Origin of the sequence: Rhizobium sp. BK275, from assembly GCF_014193555.1 — a bacterium.
GTDB lineage: Bacteria > Pseudomonadota > Alphaproteobacteria > Rhizobiales > Rhizobiaceae > Rhizobium.
Genome location: NZ_JACHZL010000001.1, coordinates 675,081 through 693,546, shown reverse-complemented (window position 1 = coordinate 693,546; position 18,466 = coordinate 675,081). Strand labels below are relative to the sequence as shown.

At 61.2% G+C, this 18,466-nt stretch carries 17 protein-coding genes and 2 pseudogenes; 2 read left to right on the top strand and 17 right to left on the bottom strand.

What is annotated here, in order from left to right:
• Nucleotides 1–26 precede the first annotated feature (26 nt).
• The 10 genes from FHT82_RS03155 to FHT82_RS03110 form a co-directional block, all read right to left on the bottom strand.
• Nucleotides 27–563: an NADH-quinone oxidoreductase subunit C gene (locus tag FHT82_RS03155; RefSeq protein ID WP_183726220.1), complete on the bottom strand. Its 537-nt coding sequence runs from the start codon at nucleotides 561–563 to the stop codon at nucleotides 27–29.
• Nucleotides 560–1,063, bottom strand: coding sequence for an NADH-quinone oxidoreductase subunit NuoB (gene nuoB, locus FHT82_RS03150; protein ID WP_183726218.1), 504 nt, complete (start codon nucleotides 1,061–1,063; stop codon nucleotides 560–562). Before nuoB ends, FHT82_RS03155 begins: the two co-directional genes overlap by 4 nt.
• On the bottom strand, nucleotides 1,051–1,416 hold the full coding sequence (locus FHT82_RS03145; protein WP_183726216.1) for an NADH-quinone oxidoreductase subunit A: 366 nt from the start codon (nucleotides 1,414–1,416) through the stop codon (nucleotides 1,051–1,053). The genes nuoB and FHT82_RS03145 overlap by 13 nt, the downstream gene beginning before the upstream one ends.
• Nucleotides 1,417–1,544: 128 nt before the next feature.
• Nucleotides 1,545–2,984, bottom strand: a complete 1,440-nt coding sequence (locus FHT82_RS03140; protein ID WP_183726214.1) for an NADH-quinone oxidoreductase subunit N — start codon at nucleotides 2,982–2,984, stop codon at nucleotides 1,545–1,547.
• A complete protein-coding gene (locus FHT82_RS03135) occupies nucleotides 2,981–4,456 on the bottom strand; it encodes an NADH-quinone oxidoreductase subunit M (protein WP_183726212.1) in 1,476 nt (491 codons plus the stop codon). The genes FHT82_RS03140 and FHT82_RS03135 overlap by 4 nt, the downstream gene beginning before the upstream one ends.
• Before the next feature lie 8 nt (nucleotides 4,457–4,464).
• Nucleotides 4,465–6,240 (bottom strand): Na(+)/H(+) antiporter subunit D, encoded by a 1,776-nt coding sequence (locus tag FHT82_RS03130; protein ID WP_183726210.1) that lies wholly within the window; start codon nucleotides 6,238–6,240, stop codon nucleotides 4,465–4,467.
• Nucleotides 6,233–6,487 carry a hypothetical protein gene (locus tag FHT82_RS03125; protein ID WP_183726208.1) on the bottom strand — a complete coding sequence of 85 codons (255 nt, stop codon included), beginning with the start codon at nucleotides 6,485–6,487 and terminating at the stop codon, nucleotides 6,233–6,235. Before FHT82_RS03125 ends, FHT82_RS03130 begins: the two co-directional genes overlap by 8 nt.
• Nucleotides 6,484–7,947, bottom strand: a complete 1,464-nt coding sequence (locus FHT82_RS03120) for a monovalent cation/H+ antiporter subunit D family protein (protein ID WP_183726207.1) — start codon at nucleotides 7,945–7,947, stop codon at nucleotides 6,484–6,486. Before FHT82_RS03120 ends, FHT82_RS03125 begins: the two co-directional genes overlap by 4 nt.
• A 5-nt stretch (nucleotides 7,948–7,952) precedes the next feature.
• Complete coding sequence (gene nuoK, locus FHT82_RS03115) at nucleotides 7,953–8,255, bottom strand: NADH-quinone oxidoreductase subunit NuoK (protein WP_007819572.1); 303 nt, start codon at nucleotides 8,253–8,255, stop codon at nucleotides 7,953–7,955.
• A complete protein-coding gene (locus tag FHT82_RS03110) occupies nucleotides 8,255–8,755 on the bottom strand; it encodes an NADH-quinone oxidoreductase subunit J (RefSeq protein ID WP_183726205.1) in 501 nt (166 codons plus the stop codon). Before FHT82_RS03110 ends, nuoK begins: the two co-directional genes overlap by 1 nt.
• Before the next feature lie 512 nt (nucleotides 8,756–9,267).
• Between FHT82_RS03110 and FHT82_RS03105 the strand changes: the two are divergent.
• A pseudogene (locus FHT82_RS03105) lies at nucleotides 9,268–9,390 on the top strand (ATP-binding cassette domain-containing protein); the annotation flags it as partial.
• A gap of 74 nt (nucleotides 9,391–9,464) precedes the next feature.
• Here FHT82_RS03105 and FHT82_RS03100 read toward each other — a convergent pair.
• Entirely contained in the window at nucleotides 9,465–11,534 is a 2,070-nt protein-coding gene (locus FHT82_RS03100) for a choice-of-anchor Q domain-containing protein (RefSeq protein ID WP_183726203.1), read from the bottom strand.
• Nucleotides 11,535–11,672: 138 nt separating this feature from the next.
• Nucleotides 11,673–12,029, bottom strand: coding sequence for a hypothetical protein (locus FHT82_RS03095; RefSeq protein ID WP_183727341.1), 357 nt, complete (start codon nucleotides 12,027–12,029; stop codon nucleotides 11,673–11,675).
• On the opposite strand from FHT82_RS03095, the pseudogene FHT82_RS03090 reads away from it, so the two are divergent.
• A pseudogene (locus tag FHT82_RS03090) lies at nucleotides 11,952–12,157 on the top strand (IS6 family transposase); the annotation flags it as partial. The gene FHT82_RS03095 and the pseudogene FHT82_RS03090 overlap by 78 nt on opposite strands.
• A 117-nt stretch (nucleotides 12,158–12,274) precedes the next feature.
• On the opposite strand, the gene FHT82_RS03085 reads toward FHT82_RS03090, so the two are convergent.
• Genes FHT82_RS03085 through FHT82_RS03065 form a run of 5 tightly spaced genes read right to left on the bottom strand, consistent with a single transcriptional unit; the run spans nucleotide 12,275 to nucleotide 18,407 of the window.
• Nucleotides 12,275–14,122, bottom strand: a complete 1,848-nt coding sequence (locus FHT82_RS03085; protein WP_183726201.1) for a hypothetical protein — start codon at nucleotides 14,120–14,122, stop codon at nucleotides 12,275–12,277.
• Complete coding sequence (locus FHT82_RS03080) at nucleotides 14,119–15,153, bottom strand: Gfo/Idh/MocA family oxidoreductase (protein ID WP_183726200.1); 1,035 nt, start codon at nucleotides 15,151–15,153, stop codon at nucleotides 14,119–14,121. The genes FHT82_RS03085 and FHT82_RS03080 overlap by 4 nt, the downstream gene beginning before the upstream one ends.
• 1 nt (nucleotide 15,154) lies before the next feature.
• On the bottom strand, nucleotides 15,155–16,219 hold the full coding sequence (locus FHT82_RS03075) for an ABC transporter permease (RefSeq protein ID WP_183726198.1): 1,065 nt from the start codon (nucleotides 16,217–16,219) through the stop codon (nucleotides 15,155–15,157).
• Nucleotides 16,216–17,766: a sugar ABC transporter ATP-binding protein gene (locus tag FHT82_RS03070; RefSeq protein ID WP_183726196.1), complete on the bottom strand. Its 1,551-nt coding sequence runs from the start codon at nucleotides 17,764–17,766 to the stop codon at nucleotides 16,216–16,218. The genes FHT82_RS03075 and FHT82_RS03070 overlap by 4 nt, the downstream gene beginning before the upstream one ends.
• Nucleotides 17,763–18,407 carry a DUF2291 domain-containing protein gene (locus FHT82_RS03065; protein ID WP_183726194.1) on the bottom strand — a complete coding sequence of 215 codons (645 nt, stop codon included), beginning with the start codon at nucleotides 18,405–18,407 and terminating at the stop codon, nucleotides 17,763–17,765. Before FHT82_RS03065 ends, FHT82_RS03070 begins: the two co-directional genes overlap by 4 nt.
• Nucleotides 18,408–18,466: the final 59 nt, after the last annotated feature.

Genomic DNA, 18,466 nt, shown 5'->3' with positions numbered 1-18,466 from the left:
CAACGTTCCGGCGTAGACGGCCTCCCTTACGGAATGTCCCTGGTGGCAAGGTCGGGCTGCGTTGGCGGCGGACCTTCGGCACCGAAGGGGTTCAACTTGTCCTTATAGCCCCTTAAGGGGAAATCCTTGCGCTGGGGAAAGCCCTCGAAGCCTTCCCACATGTAGATCCGGCGCAGATCGGGATGTCCCGCAAACCGGATGCCATACATGTCCCAGGCCTCACGCTCATGCCAGTTGGCGGTGCGCCAGACTCCCGTGACCGAAGGCACTTCAGGAGGATCGCCAAGCCGGCACTTGATGCGGATCCGCCACCTGTTGGGCAGCGAATAAAGATGGTAAACTGCCTCGAACCGCGGCGTTTCGGGATAGTGATCGACCCCGCAAATGTCCGAGAGGAAATTGAATTGCAGCGCCGGATGCTCTTTCAGGAACCGGCAGAACTCGACGATCCTTGCGGGCGGAATGGCAAAAGCATCGATACCGTGCGCAGTGCCGAGGTCCTCGATTGTTTCTCCGAAGCGCTCCAGGATCGGAGCGCGATTGAGGGACGGCTCCACACTCATGACGCTATAACCCGATCCAGAGGTGTGCCGGCGAGCGACCGGGACCTCTTGATCTTTTCTTGAAGCAGGAGGAAGCCGTGCATCAGCGCCTCGGGCCGGGGCGGACAGCCAGGCACATGCACATCGACGGGCACGAAGGTCTCCGATCCCTGCACCACGGCATAGGTGTTGTAGACCCCGCCCGAAATAGCGCAGGTACCCATGGCGATCACCCAGCGCGGTTCCGGCATCTGGTCATAGAGCCGCCGCACGACGGGCGCGAATTTCCGTGTCACGGTGCCGGCGATGATCATGACGTCGGATTGTCTCGGCGAAGGGCGGAAGACCACGCCGAACCGGTCGAGATCGTAGCGGGCGCAACCGGCCGAGATCATCTCGATGGCGCAGCAGGCAATGCCGAAGGTCTCCGGCCACAGCGCCGATCTCCGGCTCCAACTGATGATGCTGTCGGCCGTGGTGAACAGCACGCTGTCGCGGATCGCGTTGTTTACGCCTCCCATTCCAGCGCTCCTTTCAGCCAAGCATAGGCGAAGCCCACGAGAAGCAGCAATATGAAGATGAACATCTCGATATAGCCGACGAGCCCGATCTCTTTGAGGACGACGGCCCAGGGAAAAAGGAACATCGCTTCGACATCGAAAACGACCAGCAGGATCGCGAGGATAAAGAACGGCACCCTGAAGCGGCCCGCTGCCGCCTCGCCCGCTGCGTCCATGCCGCATTCATAGGGCATGTTCTTGGCGGGATAGGGATTGGATGGGCGCAGCAGCGAGGAAACGAACAACGTCACCCCCGCCACCAGAACGACTCCGGCGACCATGAAAAGAACCGGCAAGAATTCCATTGCAGTCATATCACTGCACCGGTTGCCCACCGACCTCATCCCGAAGGGGTAAATCGGTCACGCGCTGCGCGACTTGGGCAATCCTTTCTCCACCTGCAAGTTTATTCCGTCGGTGTGATCATTGCAAATCCAATCGCTCACCCGCCAAAGACCGAGCCTTGGGCAAGCTTCAGAAACCACGACGGAAACAGGCCGATGCCGATGGTGCCGGCAGCGGTGATGGCGAGCGTCGCGCCCACCAGAGGCGTCAGCGCCGGGGTGAACGTCCTCTTCGGCTCGCGCATGTAGATCACCATGACGATGCGGATGTAGAAATAGGCGGCGATGGCGCTGAGCAGCACTGCGATGACCGCCAGCATGACGAAACCATGCTCGACGAGAGCGACCAGCACGTAAAACTTGGCGAAAAACCCGGCCGTCGGCGGAATGCCTGCCAACGAGAAGAGATAGAGCAGCATCAGAAGCGCCAGTCCCGGATGTGACTTGGCGAAACCCGCATAGTCTTCGATGACCTCGCCTGAGAAATCGCCGTTCCGCATCATGATGACGGTGCCGAAAATGCCGAGATTCATGAAGGCGTAGATCAGCAGATAGAGCATCACGCTGGCGATCCCATCGGCGCCTCCAGCGGCCACGCCGAAAATGGCGAAGCCGGCATGGGCGATGCTGGAATAGGCCAGAAGACGCTTGAAATTATCCTGGACCAGCGCCACGAAGCTGCCGAGCGCCATCGTCACCACCGCAATGACGGCGACGATGATCCAGACGTTTGAGGCTGCGACCAGAGGGTTGAGGAACACCCGCAGGATCACCGCGAACCCTGCCGCCTTGGGGCCTACCGACATGAAGGCGGTGATCGTCGTCGGAGCGCCTTCATAGACGTCCGGCACCCACATATGGAAGGGAACCGCGCCGACCTTGAAGACCAGTCCCGCGACGATGAAGACCACCGCCAGCAGCAATCCGGGATCGAGCGGATCGCCGGTCACGGCCGCAGCCATCCCGTCCAGTTGCGTTGTGCCGGTGAGCCCGTAGACCAGCGAAACGCCGTAGAGGAAAATCCCGGTCGAGACCGCGCCAAGGATTACGTATTTCAGCGCTGCTTCGTTCGACCGCCGCTCACGCCGCAGGAAGCCGGTCAGCACATAGGTGCAAATCACCATCAGCTCGAGGCCCACATAGATCGACAGAAGATCGGTCGCCGAGGCCATGATCATCATGCCCGAAAGCGCAAAGAGCAGCAGGACATAGTATTCGCTGCTCCCGATCCCTTCGATATCGGCATATTTTTGCGAAAGGAGGAATGTCAGAACGGTGGCCAGGTAGAAAACGAACTTGAAGAAGACCGCGAAGCGGTCGGCGATGAACATGCCCGCGTAGGCCGGCCGCACTTCGCTCGCCGGCATGAGTGTCGCCAAGGCGGCAATCAACACGATCGCGATCGACGCCCAGACAAGGAAATATTCCTGTCCCTTTCGCACAAACTGTCCCAGGATCAGCAGGATGCAGGCGCCGGTGATCACCACGATCTCGGGCAGGCTCGCTAGGGCCGACTGGAAAAGCGCGGCGGCGGTCATGGGCCGCTCCCTCTGCTCTGCACGTGTGTCAGCAGATGCTTCACCGAGGCATCGATGATGTCGAGAAAGGGTTTCGGATAGAGCCCAACCCAGAGCACGAAGACGGCCAGCGGCAGGATCGCAGCCATCTCACGGGCGTTCACGTCGCGTATCGTCAATCGGGCACCGACGCGGGCCGGGCCGAGCGCGACTTTCCCATACATGCCGAGCAGATAGGCAGCCCCCAGCAATGCGCCCAAAACGGCGACCGAGCCGGCGACCAGGTTGGCAGCAAACCCGCCTGACAGCACCAGCAACTCGCCCACGAACGAATTCGTTCCCGGCAGCGCCATCGACGACAGGGTAAATAGTGCCAGAAACGTGGTGTAGACCGGCACCACCTTCATCAACCCGCCATAGTCGGCGATGCTGCGGGTATGGGTCCGCTCGTAAATCAGCCCGACGAACAGGAATAGGGCGCCTGTCGTCACGCCGTGATTGAACATCTGCAGGATACCGCCCTCGAGCCCGCGGAGGTTCAGCGCAAAAATCCCCAGCGTCACGAAGCCCATATGGCTGATGCTGGAATAAGCCACCAGCTTCTTCAGATCGTCCTGCGCCAGCGCGAGCAACCCCCCATAGACGATCGCAAGTATCGAAAGCGCCAGCATCAGCGTCGAATAATACATCGATGCCTCCGGCAGCATCGGCAGCGAGAACCGCAGGAATCCGTAGGCACCCATCTTCAGGAGCACGCCGGCGAGGATAATGCTGCCCGCCGTCGGCGCCTGCACATGAGCGTCCGGCAGCCAGGTATGGAGCGGCACCATCGGCACCTTGACCGCAAAAGCGATCAGGAAGGCGAAGAACAGCCAGGACTGGATCCGGAACGGCAAGTCCTGCTCTGTCAAAGCGAGGATATCGAAGGTCCTGCCACCGTAGAAATAGAGCACGATGACACCGATCAGGAACAGGAGGCTGCCCGCCAGCGTGTAGAGGAAAAATTTGATCGCCGCATAGACCCGACCCTCGCCGCCCCAGACGCCGATGATGAGGTACATCGGGATCAGCATTGCTTCCCAAAAAACGTAGAAAAGGAACAGATCGAGCGCGCAGAAGACCCCGAGCATCAGCGCCTGCATGGAGAGCAGACTGATCATGAATTCCTTCACCTTGCGGTCGATCGCGACCCAGGAGGCGAGCACGCAGATCGATCCCAACAGTGCGGTCAGGAACACGAAGAGCGCGCTGATTCCGTCGATGCCAAGCGCATAATTGATCCCGAGCGCGGGCACCCACGGGTGCGTCTCGGTGAACTGCATGGCATGGGTCGTGGTGTCGAAGCCGACCAGCATGGCGATGCAGAGAGCAAGGTCGAGGACGGTAAAAGAGAGGGCAGTCCACCGCGCCGCATCGTCACCGCGCAGGAACATCAGAACCGCAGCCCCGACGACGGGTGTGAATATGATGAAGCTGAGCAGCGGGAAGCCCATGGCACCCCCTATCGCCAGGCCACGACGAAGACGGCGGTGGCTGCGATCAGACCGGCGACCATCGCCAGCACGTAATGGGTCACGACACCCGTCTGGAGCCGCCTGAGCCGCCCGCCGCCGTGCAGGATCGAGTGGGCAATGCCATTCACCACGGCATCCACGCCGGCAAGGTCGAGCCGGAGGCCTGCCCGCGCCGCGCCGTGCAGCAAGGGCAGCGCCGCGGTCTCGGAGACATTGCTCACCGCCTGCTCATAGCGCGCCAGCGGCCTTTCGGCGAGCCACATGAAGGCCCGCGCACCCTTGCGATAAAACCAGTCGGTGTCGAGGCTGATCGTGTTCTCGGGATCGAGCGCCCAGAGGAACAGCACGAACCCCAGGGCGGTGAACATCAAGAGCCCGAGGCTCTCCATGACATGCTGGCCCGTATAGGGTTCGAAATCCACCGGATAGGGCAGAAGCGCATAAAGCGGCTGGGGGAACACCCCGATCGCAATGCAGAGCACCGCCGCCATGCCCATGGCAATCAGCATGTTGCGCGGCGGCTCCCGCGCCTCCAGTTTCCGGTCCGTCCCGAAGAACATGTAATAGGGAAGCTTGAGGCCAGTGTGCAGGAACGTCCCGGACGATGCCATCGTCAGTGCCAGCACCACCAGCGCGCGGTGATCCGCTCCGGCGGCCGCTATCACCATCGACTTGGTGACGAAACCCGAGAAGAACGGAAACGCCGAGATCGCGAAGGCGCCGACCATGTAAAGCGCCACGGTCAGCGGCATGGTCTTGTAAAGCCCGCCGAGCTCGGTGAGCTTGCGTCGGCCGGTGACGTAGATGACTGCCCCGGCACCCATGAACAGCAGCGCCTTGTAGAGGATATGCGCGAAGGCGTGGCTGGCGGCTCCGTTCACTGCCATCTCGGTCCCGATGCCGATACCCGCGATCATATAGCCCACCTGGCTGACGATGTGATAGGCGAGAAGCCGCCGGCAATCGTTCTCCAGCACCGCGTAGATGACGCCGTAGAGCGCCATGATGGTGCCGAGCCAGACCAGGAGCTCGGTCCCCGGAAACGCCCGCGCCAGCACATAGACGGCGGTCTTGGTGGTAAAAGCGCTCATGAACACCGCCCCGGTGACGGTCGCCTCCGGATAGGCATCGGTCAGCCAGGCATTGAGCGGCGGCACGGCCGCGTTGAGGATGAAGCCGGCAAGGATCAGGTAGTCGCCGACCCCCATTCCCCCGTTGGTGAGGCCGCCCGCGATCGGGCCGAAAAGCAGTGAACCGGTGGCGAGCCCGTGGGAAATGATGCCGCCGAGCAGGACGACGCCGCCGGTAATATGGACCATGAGATAGCGGAACCCGGCCCGGATCGCCGGCCCACCACGCTGCGCGAAGACCAGATAGGCGGAAGCGAATGCCATGCCCTCCCAGAACAGGTAGAGAGTCAGGTAGTCGCCGGCAAACACCACGCCAAGCGCGCTGCCGACATAGACGAATGCCGCCACGTGCTGGCCGGCATCCGTCAGGTGCAGCGCGTAGACCATGCCGATCAGCGCCATGATGGTGAAAACGGTGGCGAAGACGATGCTGAGCTTGTCCACCTTCGCGATCAGGATCTCCTGCCCGATGAACCGCGCTTCGCCATAGCTGCCCGGCTCCATCGCAAGCACGGCGAGGATCGCCAGCGCAGGTATCAGAAGCAGATAGGCCTTGCGGACCGAGCCGCTGAGGAAGGGGATCGGCAGGGCGCCAAGAATAAAGAGCAGAGCCGGATGGATGAAGTCAGTCATAATAGTTCTCGCGCCGCATCAGCCCGACCCGATGGCCGAGAAACTTGGAAACGAAGATAAGCAGGACGCAGGAGACGAAACCGTAGACGGCCGACCAGCCCGGCAGGCTGTCCCACAGATATTCGGCATGTTCGCGCAAGACCAGAAAGTCGGCGACGACGATCAGGACGAGCACGAGGTAGAATAGTCGGCGGCGCGGCCTCGCATATTGCTCGTCACCAAAGAAGTCGACGACACGCTTGATCATCGGATCACTCCGTCTGCCAGGGTGAGAAAATAGCCCGGGAAAATGCCCATCAGCACCGACAGGATCGCCGTCGCGACCAATGGAATCGTCACCAGCGGAATTTCACGGACCGTCGTCCGGCTCTCCGGCCTCTCCGCCTGGAAGAAGGCGGCATAGCTGACCGGCAGGAAATAAGCGGCGTTCAGGACCGAGCTCACCAGGAGCACGACCAGGAATGCGGTCTCTCCCGCCGCCACGGCGCCCTCCGCCAGATACCACTTGCTGACGAAGCCAGCGGTTGGTGGTATCCCGATCATGCTGAGCGAAGCGATGAAAAATGCCCCCATCGTCCAGGGCAGCCTGCGGCCGATACCGGCCATGTCGCTGATGTTGCGCTTGCCCGACGCGCAATAGATCGAGCCGGCGCAGAAAAAGAGCGTGATCTTGGAGAATGCGTGCGCCGCGATGTGGATAATCCCGCCGACCATCGCGACCGGCGACAACAGAACCGCGCCCAGCACGATGTAGGAGAGCTGGCTGACCGTCGAATAGGCGAGCCTGGCCTTCAGGTCGTCCCGCGTCAGGGCGTAAACCGACGCCATCAGGATCGTGAACGAAGCCAGATAGGCCGTGGCGATGCCGAGGCCCAGCCCGCCCACCAGCCCCGTGCCGAAGACATGGAACACCACCCGCAGCACGCAGAACACGCCCATCTTGACAACTGCCACTGCATGCAAAAGCGCGCTGACCGGTGTCGGCGCGACCATCGCGGCGGGCAGCCAGGCGTGCATCGGCATCACAGCGGCCTTGGCGAAGCCGAAAAGATAGCAGAAATAGATGACCGTCAGCAGCGCCGCCGAGGCATCGCTCCTGGCCAGCAGCCCCCCCGCGACAAAGTCGAGCGACCCCGCAATATGATAGGTCAGCGCCAGGGCGGCGAGCAGTGCGCTTTTCGAGGCGCCCATCAGATAGACGAGGTATTTGCGGCTGCCCCTCCATCCCTCCTCGTCCTCGTGGTGATAGACGAGCGGATAGGTGACGAGGCTGAGCACTTCGTAGAAGATCACCAGCGTAAACAGATTGGCGGCGAAGGCGCCCCCGGCGGCGGCCGCAAGACTGCTGGCGAAGCAGGCGAAGAACCGGGTCTGCGCATGCTCGTTCAAATGCCGCATGTAGCCGATGGAATAGATCGCCGCCACGATCCACAGCAGCGACGAGACGGTGGCGAACACCATGCCGAGCGCATCGACCCGGAAAGCAAAGTCGATCCCCGGCAGAATCTCGAACAGGCGCAATTCGACTGTCCCGCCCGACAGCACCGTGGGCGCCATCGACACGACAATTACGAACATGGCGATCGCGGCCAACGGCGAGACCAGATCGCGAAGTTTCTCGCGATTGTTCAAAAGGAGAACTGCGAGGGCCGCCAGACCGGCGACGGTAATGGCAAGCAACGGCCGGATCGATACAACCGGGTCCAAAGCCGCTATCCTTTCATCACCGTCACGTCGTCGACCTTGAGGGTGGATTTGTTCCTCACGAGGGCGACCAGGATACCGAGGGCGACGGCAACTTCCGCCGCGGTGATTGCGATGACGAAGATCGCGAAGATCTGCCCGCGGAAATCGGCGTGGTAACGCCCGAAAGCGATGAAATTGATGTTGACCGAGTTGAGCAGTAGCTCTAGCGACATCAGTACGACCAGAATATTGCGCCTGAGCAGCACGCCCGCCGCTCCGATCACGAATAGGACCACTCCGAGCACAATATACCACCAGAGCGGAACCATCACCCCTGCTCCTTCCGCGCCAGCATGATGGCGCCGACCAGGGCCGCCAGCAGGATTACGGAGGCGGTTTCAAACGGCAGGAGATAGTCGGCGAAAAGTGCTGTGCTGAGCTGCCTGACGTCATCGCCGCCGCCCATGGCGGCTGGCTCCATGACCGAAAAGCGGTTGCTCCAGAGCACCAGCACGAGCATCTCGACCCCGAGCAGGACGAGCAGTACCAGAGCCGGGAGGTTGCCGCCCGGCAAGAACCGCTGCAACACCGCCTCGCGCACATCGATCATCATGATCACGAACAGGAACAGGACCATGATCGCGCCGACATAGACGAAGATCTGGATGACCGCGAGCAACGGTGCCTCGAGCAAGACGAAAATTGCCGAGACCTGCAGGAAACACGCCATCAGCGCCAATGCGCTGTGAACCGGATTGCGCGCCAGGACCACCGTCAGCGCCGTGATCACGGATACCGCAGCGAACAGAAGAAAGAACCCCTGATCCATCGACGCCGATCCTCCGACGCGAACTGTCACTCGGCGCGAGACGGCCGGATTTGAGATTGCGCCGCAACTTCAGATGCGTTCACAAATTGTGCCCTAGTATCGGATTTTTCACAAGATTATTGTCATCGGCGCAGCAAAACAGGCCAGTCCGGATATGACGAAGGCCGCTCGCGAGCGCGCGCTCGATAGCGCCATAGCGAGCGGGGATCTAGCGTGGCTGTTAGGGGCAGACGGTTCCGGCCGACTGGAGGGGTATCGGTCGGGCTTCCTTGCGGGAGGCAGCAGCATCTTGCGTCCGCCGACTGAAAGGCTTTCTAAGCGACGACGGAGCATCGGTCTGATTAGGTGGCGATAGCTCACCCGATTTTACTGTCCTATAGGCAAATGGCCGAGCCTGTTGGTGCCGAATTTTGTTACGGCGTAGTGGAAAGTTACTTCCAAATAACACCGCTTGCTCTGCCCGAAGTTACAAGCCTCTGTGGCTTCAGGCCCCTGCCGACGCGTCGGCCGCGATCATCAAAGACGTAAATTTCGACCTGAAGCCGGGCGAGGCGCTCGCGATCCTTGGTCCAAGCGGTTCGGGAAAATCATCTCTGGCAAGGCTGCTCGCGGGGGTGGCCGAGCCTACCGGCGGCGCTCCGCCGCTGACATATTCCGTGTTGTCAGCACGATTGTTGCGGCGATCGGACGACCGCCGCAACGAGTATGGTTACAGGAGAAAATCGCCTGAACCCAGGTGGACGAGGCCCTGCAGCTGAATCTCGAAGTCATGAACGCCGTCGCCGTTCAGGTCGCCCTGGATAACGGTCGTATCGCTCGCGGTTCCAGAGCGGTCATCATAGTGCCAGGCGAGCGCGCCGGCCTTCTTGTCGAAGAGGGCATTTTCCTGCGCCTGGAAATGGAAGGTTCCATTGCCTGCCGCAGAGCCATTCGCATCGATCGCCGAAACGTCGATCTTATCGACGCCGTGCTGGAAGTCGGTGATGAAGTCGCGGGTCGAGCCGGACCCGGCTTCCGCCGCTGTCTTGAAGATAAACATATCCGCGTCAGCGCCACCGGTCATCATGTCCTTTCCGGCGCCACCGATGAGGACGTCCTTTCCGGCGCCACCGTCCAGCTTGTCCGCGCCAGCCCCGCCATTGAGAACGTTGCTGCCGCTATTGCCTCTCAGCACGTCGTTGTAGCTGGAGCCGGTCACGTTTTCGATGCTGACGAACTTGTCACCGGCGGCATGCCCGCCCGATGCGGCCCCCGTCGCCAGGTTGACGCTGACTGCGCCGGAGCCCGCATAGCTGGCCGTGTCACTGCCAGTACCGCCGTCGAGCACGTCCGCGCCGGCGCCGCCCTTCAACACGTCATTACCGCCGAGACCCTTGTAGGTTTCGTTGCCGCCGTTGGACTGGCCGGTGTGCGGCATGGTGTCGTTGCCGGCGGTGCCGGTATAGACCTTCGTCCCCGTGGTTGGAGTCGACGGTTGCGTCGGCGTGGTTGGCGTTCCCGATGTCGGCGGCGTGGTTGGCTCACCCGAAGTCGGCGGCGTTGTCGGCTCGCCCGAAGTCGGCGGCGTGGTTGGCGTCGACGGTGCCGAGCTTGAGCCCGATTCGTAGGCACCCATATCGACGGTTCCAACGACGCGAGCGTGGCCGTCCAGATCGACCGTGTCGACGCCGTACTTGCTGGTTCCGTGGTCGATCGCCGTCGAGCCGGAGGCGAGGTGGAAGTCGCCGTTCGCTGCGTTCACGAATTTCGGGTCAACGCCGAGCTGGTTGCCGTTCGCCGTGCTTGGCATCGCGTTGCCGCCGTCGGTCTTGACCGAGGCCTGGCCGGCGGTGCCGTTGTAGGTGGTGTTGTTGGCCCAGACGACGTTGCTGTTGACGTAGCCGTTGGTCGACGTGTTATCGATCGCGGTGTTGTTCTTGTTCACCGATGGGTCGGCTACGGCGATGTTGTTGACCCAGGTGTTGTTGCTCGACTGCGCGTTGCTGAGCTCACCGCGCCAGGTGCCGGTGTTCAGCGGGTCCTGATTGTTGTGGTATGCGGTGTTGTTCGACACAGTGACGGAGTCGCTCCAGGTAACCTGGATGCCTTTGCCGCCGTTCCCGTAGACGAGGTTGTTGTCGACCAGGGTCTTGAATGTGTAGTTCGGATGACCGTCCGCCTGCGTGCTCTGGAAATCGTCGATGATGATGCCGTTGCCATCGGTGTGCTCACCCGACTTCGTGACGTTGTCGTGGGAGATGTTATTGCGCACGATGTTCCGGTAGCCGTCCGTCGAGGTATCGCCGGTGATGTTCCGGTTCTGGTAGATCGAGATGCCCGAGAACCAGCCCGACGACGCGTTATGATAGGTCTCGTTCCCTTCGACTCTGACGAAGTCCGCCCCGTTGAACTGAATGCCCGATTCCCCGGCGTCGTGAACCTTGTTGTTGAGAACCGAGACGTGATGGACGTTGTTCGCTTCGATACCGTCGCCGGGGCCGCCCTTGATGTCGAAGCCATCGATTGTCACGTAGTTGGCGTTGACGCTGATGGCGTTGTACGAGCCCGCGGGCGGCCGGATCAGTGCCGCGCCGGGCACTTCAGAGCGCAGCGTGATGTCGCCTGCCGCCGAGCCGTCCTTGTCGATGTTGATGGCCTCGTTGTAAGTCCCCGGCTTCACGACAACCTCGTCGCCGGGCTTAAGGTTCGACGACATCGCATCGCTAATAGTGCGAAAAGGAGAGGTGGCACTTCCGTTGCCGCCGCTGCTGCCTGTCGTCGCTACGTAGTATGTCGTCATGGTCTTGTTCCTCAACCGTTAGCGTTGTGTTTGCCGGTTACTATTTGTAGTTAATCAGCCGTTACGGCGGCAGGTTATAGGGCGACGTTTTGGATGGCGCAACAGCAACGCGACAGTAAGTGCTTGAGAAGCATAGCCTTATTGCTGCCACAATATCCGAATCGATCCGAAGTTACGTTTTGAAATACTTGGTGAAATTCGGATGCCAAAATTGAGACAATATTTATGTCTCGCACGCCGCGAATAATTCTTTCCGCAACTATAGCGATATGCGCGCACTGAAAACATTAGAAAAATATGATGGACGTGCCCGGATTCCTCTTGCCAGAGGCGGAATCGACATTTTTTGCTGAATTTAACGATTTTTGGCAGCGTCGGCTTACCAATTGGCACTAATCGAGAGGGCAATGGGAGGGCATGATCGTAGCCGATTCGAGCAAATCCATTGCGCGGCATTTCAAGCGCCAGCGCTTTTGCGCCGAGATCATCGGGCATGCGGTGCGACTATATTTTCGGTTTCCGCTGAGCCGGCGTCATGTCGAAATCTGCTTGCCGAACGTGGTATCGATGTCTCGTTCCAGACTGTGTCTGAGTGGGCGACCAAGTTCGGCCGCGAATTTGCCCGGCACACATCGCTCATACCCTCGCCCTCGAGCAGCCGGGCGATACATCGAAGACGTTCCTCCAAGACGCACCACGGGTGTTATTGCCCAACGGTTTGTGCGATGTGCCCGAAAGCCCTAAACGGCGAGGCTGATCGAAGCCGTACTAAACGGTGCGAGTGCCATGCTCCTGCCTTGCGAGGCCGACCCAAAGGCACTGATATCGATGCTTTGCTCTTCGGCCGTCAGATTGAGGATATGCACAGTCGAGCCTGACTGGAAGGCCAATGCCTCCGATGGATGCGAAGATGTGCAGCCATTCCAGGCTGATCCGGCAAGGCCGGACAGCAGCTTCACGGTGTTGAAAAGCGGGCGATTGCCGCCTTCTTCCGTTGGCTCTGCCTTACCGGCAACAAGGCCGAAGGGGCCGGTGAGCGCTGAAAGCGTCAGGCATTCGATGTTGGCATCGAGCACACGGATGGCGTAACCGAGCGCGAACGCCTCCGCGAAGCGGCCATTGTGGCGCGGGTCGCGGTTTGCCATGGGAATGCGGGAGCCGGCGGGATTGTCCATCGTGCGGCTGCCATAGGGGTTCTGGCGCATGGGAATGGTCGAAGGGCCGATCCGGTAGGGCTTGTCGCCGTAGATGGCGCGCACCGAGCGCGTGATGAAGGGCAGCGCTTCCAGGGTCTGCATGACGCTCAGATCATCGGCGGCATGGACGATCGGATTGGTGCAATGGCTGATGAAGCCGAGGCGATCGGCGGGTACGCGCTTGCGATTGAGCTCGGTGAAATAGCTGAGCATGCCACCGCCGATGCGGATGCCGGCAAAGGCCTCGTGTGCTGCGGCATAGACCTCCTCCAGCGGCGGGCATTCCGGCCATTTGCTGCCGGGTGGCGTCGACTGCCGGTCAACGGAGGGTGAGATCAGGATTGCGTCCGGGTGGAAGCCCACAGCCTGCATCTGCCTGGCAATCTCGGCGGTTTCGGCTGCCGGCGGTTGCTTGCAGGGAAGGGCGATCTCCAGCGTCGATCGTCCGCGGTGAAGCGCGGCAACCGCGGCAAAATCCCTCAAGGCCTCAGTGCCATGCCCGGCATTGGGGTCGAAGTGGAAAAGCAGTTCCTGCGGCGCGATGTCGGACAGCAGGTTACGAGCAGCAAGCACCGCTTTGGCTTCATCAGGCGTAACGATCACGCCTATGTCAGGCATGGTGCCGCTGCGATCGCCCGGTTCGAGCTTGATGGTGCGCTCCGCGCTGTCGGCTGCCGTCGTCTCTCTGTTTCTCGTATCGCAGATCGCAAGGACGATCCTTTGGCGCACCGGTTCGTTTGCGGCGATCTGGTAGGGCCAGGGCAGGGCCAGAGGCCGCACATAGGTCTTGTAGGAAGCGTCCGACCAGTTGCGCTGGTCTTCCATCTCGAACGTATCGCCTTCCATGCGGCATTCGGCTGAAACGCAGGGCAGTACCTGATGGGTGATCGCCCGCATATCCCTAAAGGGCTGCCAGGGCTCGATCTGGTCGGGAAAGCGCGTCTCGTCCACGCTGCCATCGACATGCTCGACCTTGGCCGAGCTTCCGGCAATGCCGACGATCGGGTGCAGGATGCAGAAACCGCAGCGATTGGTTTCGAAACCGGTCGGCGAGAGCGCCCCGGCTTCGAAGATCAGTTCATGCTCCGTTGCCGCAATATGCACCGAAATGGCAAGCCTGCTGTCCTCGGGTCCCCGGCAATGCGCGACATAGCGGACGGAAAAGGCACCGTTGCCCTGCTCGATCCAGACGTTGTCGATCGCGGGACTATAAGTACCCCAGTCGCGGTCGCGTACCAGATAGGAGACCGCACGCAGCACCTCGACACCGTCATAGCGGATCGTCCGCAGATTGCCGTTTGCGAGATCGGCGGAAAGACGCCCGGCGGTAAGGCGGACCGGATGCTCTTCGGCCTCATGCGTGCCGTAGAGGGCGAAGGCGTCCGTGGTCATCTCAGCATTGCCTCCACGTCGATGGTTTTGCCGGTCGCGGCACTATCATAGGCTGCTTCGACGAGGGCGAAGGTCTTGAGGTTGTCGGCGCCCGAGGTCGCGGGCTCACCGCCGTTTTTCAGCCGGTCGACCCAGTGTTTCTGGATCGCGTAGACGCTTTCCTGAATATTGTGCCAGGGCCGCGATGCCCATGACAGTAACTGCGGCGAGGCATCGGAAACGACGGTACCTGCCGCATTGGTGACCTCGAGCCGGTAGCCGACAGAAAGACGGATCGTTCCGTAGGTGCCGTCGAGTTCGATCAGTGTTTCCGGGAAAGGCTCCGTGCCAAGCTTGGTCGCGTAGCTGACATCGACGACCGAGGTCGCGCCGCTTTCATGGTCGAGCAGGATCGTCGCGACATCCTCGCCCTTGATCTTTGGATTGACGCGCTTGGTGCGGGCCGTCAGCGTTTTCACGTCGCCGAGGATGAAGCGGGCGATATCCAGCGTGTGGATGCCGAGATCCTCGATGATGAAGCGTTCGCCTTCGGCAAGGTAGGGCTGGCCGGAAAAGACGTCATACCCGGACCGGAAGGAGAAGCGGCCCCAGAAGGGCGTGCCGATCGCTTTGTTGTCGAGAAGCCGGCGGACAGCCTGGATCGGCGTCTGCCAGCGGAAATTCTCGTGCACCATCAGCGGAATGCCGGCCTTCCGGCAGGCTTCGACCATCGCCTTGGCGTCGGCAAGCGTCTTGGCGAAAGGCTTCTGGCAGACGGCCGGGATCTTGTGGCTGGCTGCCAATTCCACCAGCGCCCTGTGGCTTTGCACCGTGGTAGCGATATCGACGAAATCGAAGCCGCCATCGGCAAACATGGCTGCGGCATCCATGTAGCGCCGCTCGATGCCGAACTGCTCACCGACGATGTCGAGCCGCTCCGGGTCGCGGTCGCAGATCGCCACGATCGCGGCACCATCGACATCCTTCCATGCATGCATCTGATTGATCGCAAAGAAGCCGCAACCGATCAACGCACCTTTCAAGTCAGCCATTTCAACCTGCCTTTGCCATCTGCATGAGGGTCACGCGCTGCTGCAGCCGCCGCTGGGCCTGGTCGACGACGACGGCGATGATGATGACCAGACCCTTGATGACCATCTGCCAGAAGGAGGAAACCCCCATCATCACGAGACCGTCGGAGAGAATGCCGATCACGAAGGCGCCGATGATCGTGCCGCCGATCGTGCCGCGCCCGCCCGACATCGAGGTGCCGCCGAGCACGGCTGCAGCAATCGCATTGAGCTCGAAGCTTTCGCCCGTTGCCGGATGCGCCGCCATCAACTCCGAGGAGATGACGATGCCGACGATCGCCGCGCACAGACCGGAGAACATGTAGACGAAGATCTTGACCAGATCCACGCGGATGCCCGACATGCGCGCGGCGCGCTCATTGCCGCCGACGGCGAAGATATGGCGGCCGATCGGCGTCGAGCGCGCCACATAGGCAGCAACGAGCGCGAGGAAAATCAGGATCCAGATCGACACCGGCAGGCCGAGAATGCGACCGGCGCCGAAGAAATCGAAGCCGGTCGTTGCATATTCCGGCCGGCCGACGAGGTTCGGGAAGGTCTGGCCGTCGGAGGAAAGCAGCGCCAGGCCGCGGGCGACATAGAGCGTGCCGAGGGTCGCGATGAAGGGTGCAACGTTGAGCTTGGTGATCAGTAGCCCATTGATCAGGCCGATGATGAGGCCGATTGCCAGCGTGATCAGCACGATCTCCACGAGATTGAAATAGACCGTATAGCCGATCGGCAGTTCGACGCCATAGAGGATCAGGCCACCGGCAACCATGCCGCAGAGGCCGACGATCGAGCCGACCGAGAGGTCGATGCCGCCGGTGATGATGACGAAGGTCATGCCCATTGCCAGGAAGGCGTTCAGCGCCACGTGCTTCGACATCAGGATCATGTTCGCAGTCGAGGTGAAGTTCGGCGCAAAGATCGAGAAGAAGATGATGACGGCAAAGAGCGCGATGAAGGTTCGAAGCTTCATCAGCGTCAGCAGGAAGGAGCCGTTCGCGCTCTTCGGCGCGGGGGTGGATGCGGTAGCCGCCGTCATGACGCGAGTTTCCCTTGATGTTCGTGCCCCTTTGCCGAGGCAGCGATAATGGCATCTTCCGTCGCGTCGTCACGGTCGAAGACGGCGATGAGATGGCCGTTGCTGAGCACCGCGATACGATCGGAAAGCGCCATGACCTCTTCGAGGTCGGAGGTTGAAAACAGAATGGCGAGACCATCGGCGGCAAGCCGTCGCATGGTACGGAAAACATCCGCCTTGGCGCCGACGTCGATGCCGCGGCTCGGCTCGTCCATCAAAAGAACCTTCGGATTGGTCATCAGTGCCTTGCCGATGACCACTTTCTGCTGGTTGCCGCCGGACATCGAGGTCACCTCGAAGTCCGGGTTCGGCGCCTTGATCGCGAGATCGCGGATCGCCTCTCCGATGGCGTTCTTCTCTGCCTTGGCATTGATGTGGAAGAGGCGGGTAAAGCGGGCGAGGCTTGCAAGCGTCAGGTTGGATGCGATCGAGAGCACCTGCACCAGCCCTTCGCGCTGCCGGTCCTCGGGAATAAGCGCGAGGCCCCGGCGGATGCGCCGCGTGGTATCGCGAGCGCGCACTTCCTCGCCGTCGATGAAGATCTTGCCGGTCGAGTGCGCATGACGGCCGATGACGCATTCGAAGAATTCGCTGCGTCCGGCGCCCATCAGCCCGTAAATGCCGAGGATCTCGCCCGCCTTGACGGAAAGCGAGACATCGTCGACCGCAAGCCCGCCCGTCGGGCGAGGCAGGCTGATGTTTTCGGCGCGGAACATTTCCTTGCCGACCGTATGGTTCACGGATTTGGCGAAATCCTTGGCATCCGAACCGATCATCGAGCGCACGATCCACCGCGTGTCGATATCCTTGACCATCGCCTGGCCGGTGACCTGCCCATCGCGCAGCACTGTGATGTAGTCGCCGATCCGCATCAGCTCTTCGAGGCGATGCGAAATATAGACGATGGCCACGCCCTGCGCCTTCAGCTCACCGATCACCTTGAAGAGGATCTCGACCTCAGCCGCAGACAGTGCCGATGTCGGCTCGTCCATGATCAGGATGCGGGCGTTCAGCGACATTGCCTTGGCGATCTCGACGAGCTGCTGCTGGCCGATCGGCAGGTCCTCGACCATCGCCTCGGCATCGATGCCGGCATCAAGTCGCTCGAGGAATTCGTTGGCTTTGCGGACCTGTTCCTTATGGTCGATGCCGATGATGCCGCGGGTCAGTTCGCGCGTGGCAAAAATGTTTTCGGCGACCGACATGTTGGCGAAAAGGTTGAGCTCCTGGAAGATCATGCCGATGCCGTGCGCCTGCGCATCGGCCGGGTTGGCGAAGGAAACGGTTTCGCCTTCCAGGATGATGCTTCCGAGCGTCGGCCGCTCGACGCCGGCGATGATCTTCATCAGCGTCGATTTGCCGGCACCGTTTTCGCCGACGAGCACGTTGACGGCGCCGCGGCGCAGCTCGAGATTGGCGCGCTTGACGGCGACGATGCCGGAATAGACCTTCGACACGTCGTCGAGGCGCAGGATGATATCGTCCTTGGGTGCCTCGGTGATGGTCATGGTGCCACCGTCAGGGCCGAAGGGGTGACGAGCGGCAGATCGCTGCCCGACGGCAAAGGAAAGGCGCCGGTGACGGTAACTGTCTTGCCGACCAGCCCGTCACGCGGGATTGCCGAGAGAAAGGCACTATTGGCCTTCTCGTTGAAGGACTTGCCGAACTGCGCCCATTCGATCTGGTTCTTGAATTCGTTGAAATTGACGAAGTCTAGCGTGTCGCGCAGCGCCGTGCCCCGGAGTGCCGGACCGATCTGCACCTTGGCATCCGCCTTGCCGTCGCCATCGGCATCGACATCGAGCGTTGCGGCGCGCGAAGCCGTGTCGGCCGCGACGACCTTGCCCGTGAATTTCACCGCATAGGTCCAGGGCGAACTCGCCTGCTTGTGCGGATTGCCGTATTTTTCGCCGGCCTGGTCGGGGCTCGAAGCGGCAAGGGCTGCGACATCCTTCAACTCGCCGGCGCGCTTTTCATAATAGGGAACGACCTGCGGCTGCCACATCGCTTCGACCTTGGCATTCGGATCGAAAGCGCTCTTTGCCGCCGCTGCGGCTTTTTCCTCCGCAGTCGGTGTCTTGATGATCTTGCAGCCGGGCAAAGCCGCCGCCACGAGAGCGGCGATCAGGGCGCCCCTGATCCTCAACATGCGATAAACCTCGAAATCAATGGAAATAGGCTGCAGGGAGCGCAGTTTCCCGCGCTCCC

Excerpts from the sequence above, each read along its gene's own strand:
- FHT82_RS03155 (WP_183726220.1), bottom strand. The coding sequence starts at position 563 with ATGAGTGTGGAGCCGTCCCTCAATCGCGCTCCGATCCTGGAGCGCTTC.
- nuoB (WP_183726218.1), bottom strand. The coding sequence starts at position 1,063 with ATGGGAGGCGTAAACAACGCGATCCGCGACAGCGTGCTGTTCACCACG.
- FHT82_RS03145 (WP_183726216.1), bottom strand. The coding sequence starts at position 1,416 with ATGACTGCAATGGAATTCTTGCCGGTTCTTTTCATGGTCGCCGGAGTC.
- FHT82_RS03140 (WP_183726214.1), bottom strand. The coding sequence starts at position 2,984 with ATGACCGCCGCCGCGCTTTTCCAGTCGGCCCTAGCGAGCCTGCCCGAG.
- FHT82_RS03135 (WP_183726212.1), bottom strand. The coding sequence starts at position 4,456 with ATGGGCTTCCCGCTGCTCAGCTTCATCATATTCACACCCGTCGTCGGG.
- FHT82_RS03130 (WP_183726210.1), bottom strand. The coding sequence starts at position 6,240 with ATGACTGACTTCATCCATCCGGCTCTGCTCTTTATTCTTGGCGCCCTG.
- FHT82_RS03125 (WP_183726208.1), bottom strand. The coding sequence starts at position 6,487 with ATGATCAAGCGTGTCGTCGACTTCTTTGGTGACGAGCAATATGCGAGG.
- nuoK (WP_007819572.1), bottom strand. The coding sequence starts at position 8,255 with ATGGTTCCGCTCTGGTGGTATATTGTGCTCGGAGTGGTCCTATTCGTG.
- FHT82_RS03110 (WP_183726205.1), bottom strand. The coding sequence starts at position 8,755 with ATGGATCAGGGGTTCTTTCTTCTGTTCGCTGCGGTATCCGTGATCACG.
- FHT82_RS03100 (WP_183726203.1), bottom strand. The coding sequence starts at position 11,534 with ATGACGACATACTACGTAGCGACGACAGGCAGCAGCGGCGGCAACGGA.
- FHT82_RS03095 (WP_183727341.1), bottom strand. The coding sequence starts at position 12,029 with ATGCCCGATGATCTCGGCGCAAAAGCGCTGGCGCTTGAAATGCCGCGC.
- FHT82_RS03085 (WP_183726201.1), bottom strand. The coding sequence starts at position 14,122 with ATGACCACGGACGCCTTCGCCCTCTACGGCACGCATGAGGCCGAAGAG.
- FHT82_RS03080 (WP_183726200.1), bottom strand. The coding sequence starts at position 15,153 with ATGGCTGACTTGAAAGGTGCGTTGATCGGTTGCGGCTTCTTTGCGATC.
- FHT82_RS03075 (WP_183726198.1), bottom strand. The coding sequence starts at position 16,219 with ATGACGGCGGCTACCGCATCCACCCCCGCGCCGAAGAGCGCGAACGGC.
- FHT82_RS03070 (WP_183726196.1), bottom strand. The coding sequence starts at position 17,766 with ATGACCATCACCGAGGCACCCAAGGACGATATCATCCTGCGCCTCGAC.
- FHT82_RS03065 (WP_183726194.1), bottom strand. The coding sequence starts at position 18,407 with ATGTTGAGGATCAGGGGCGCCCTGATCGCCGCTCTCGTGGCGGCGGCT.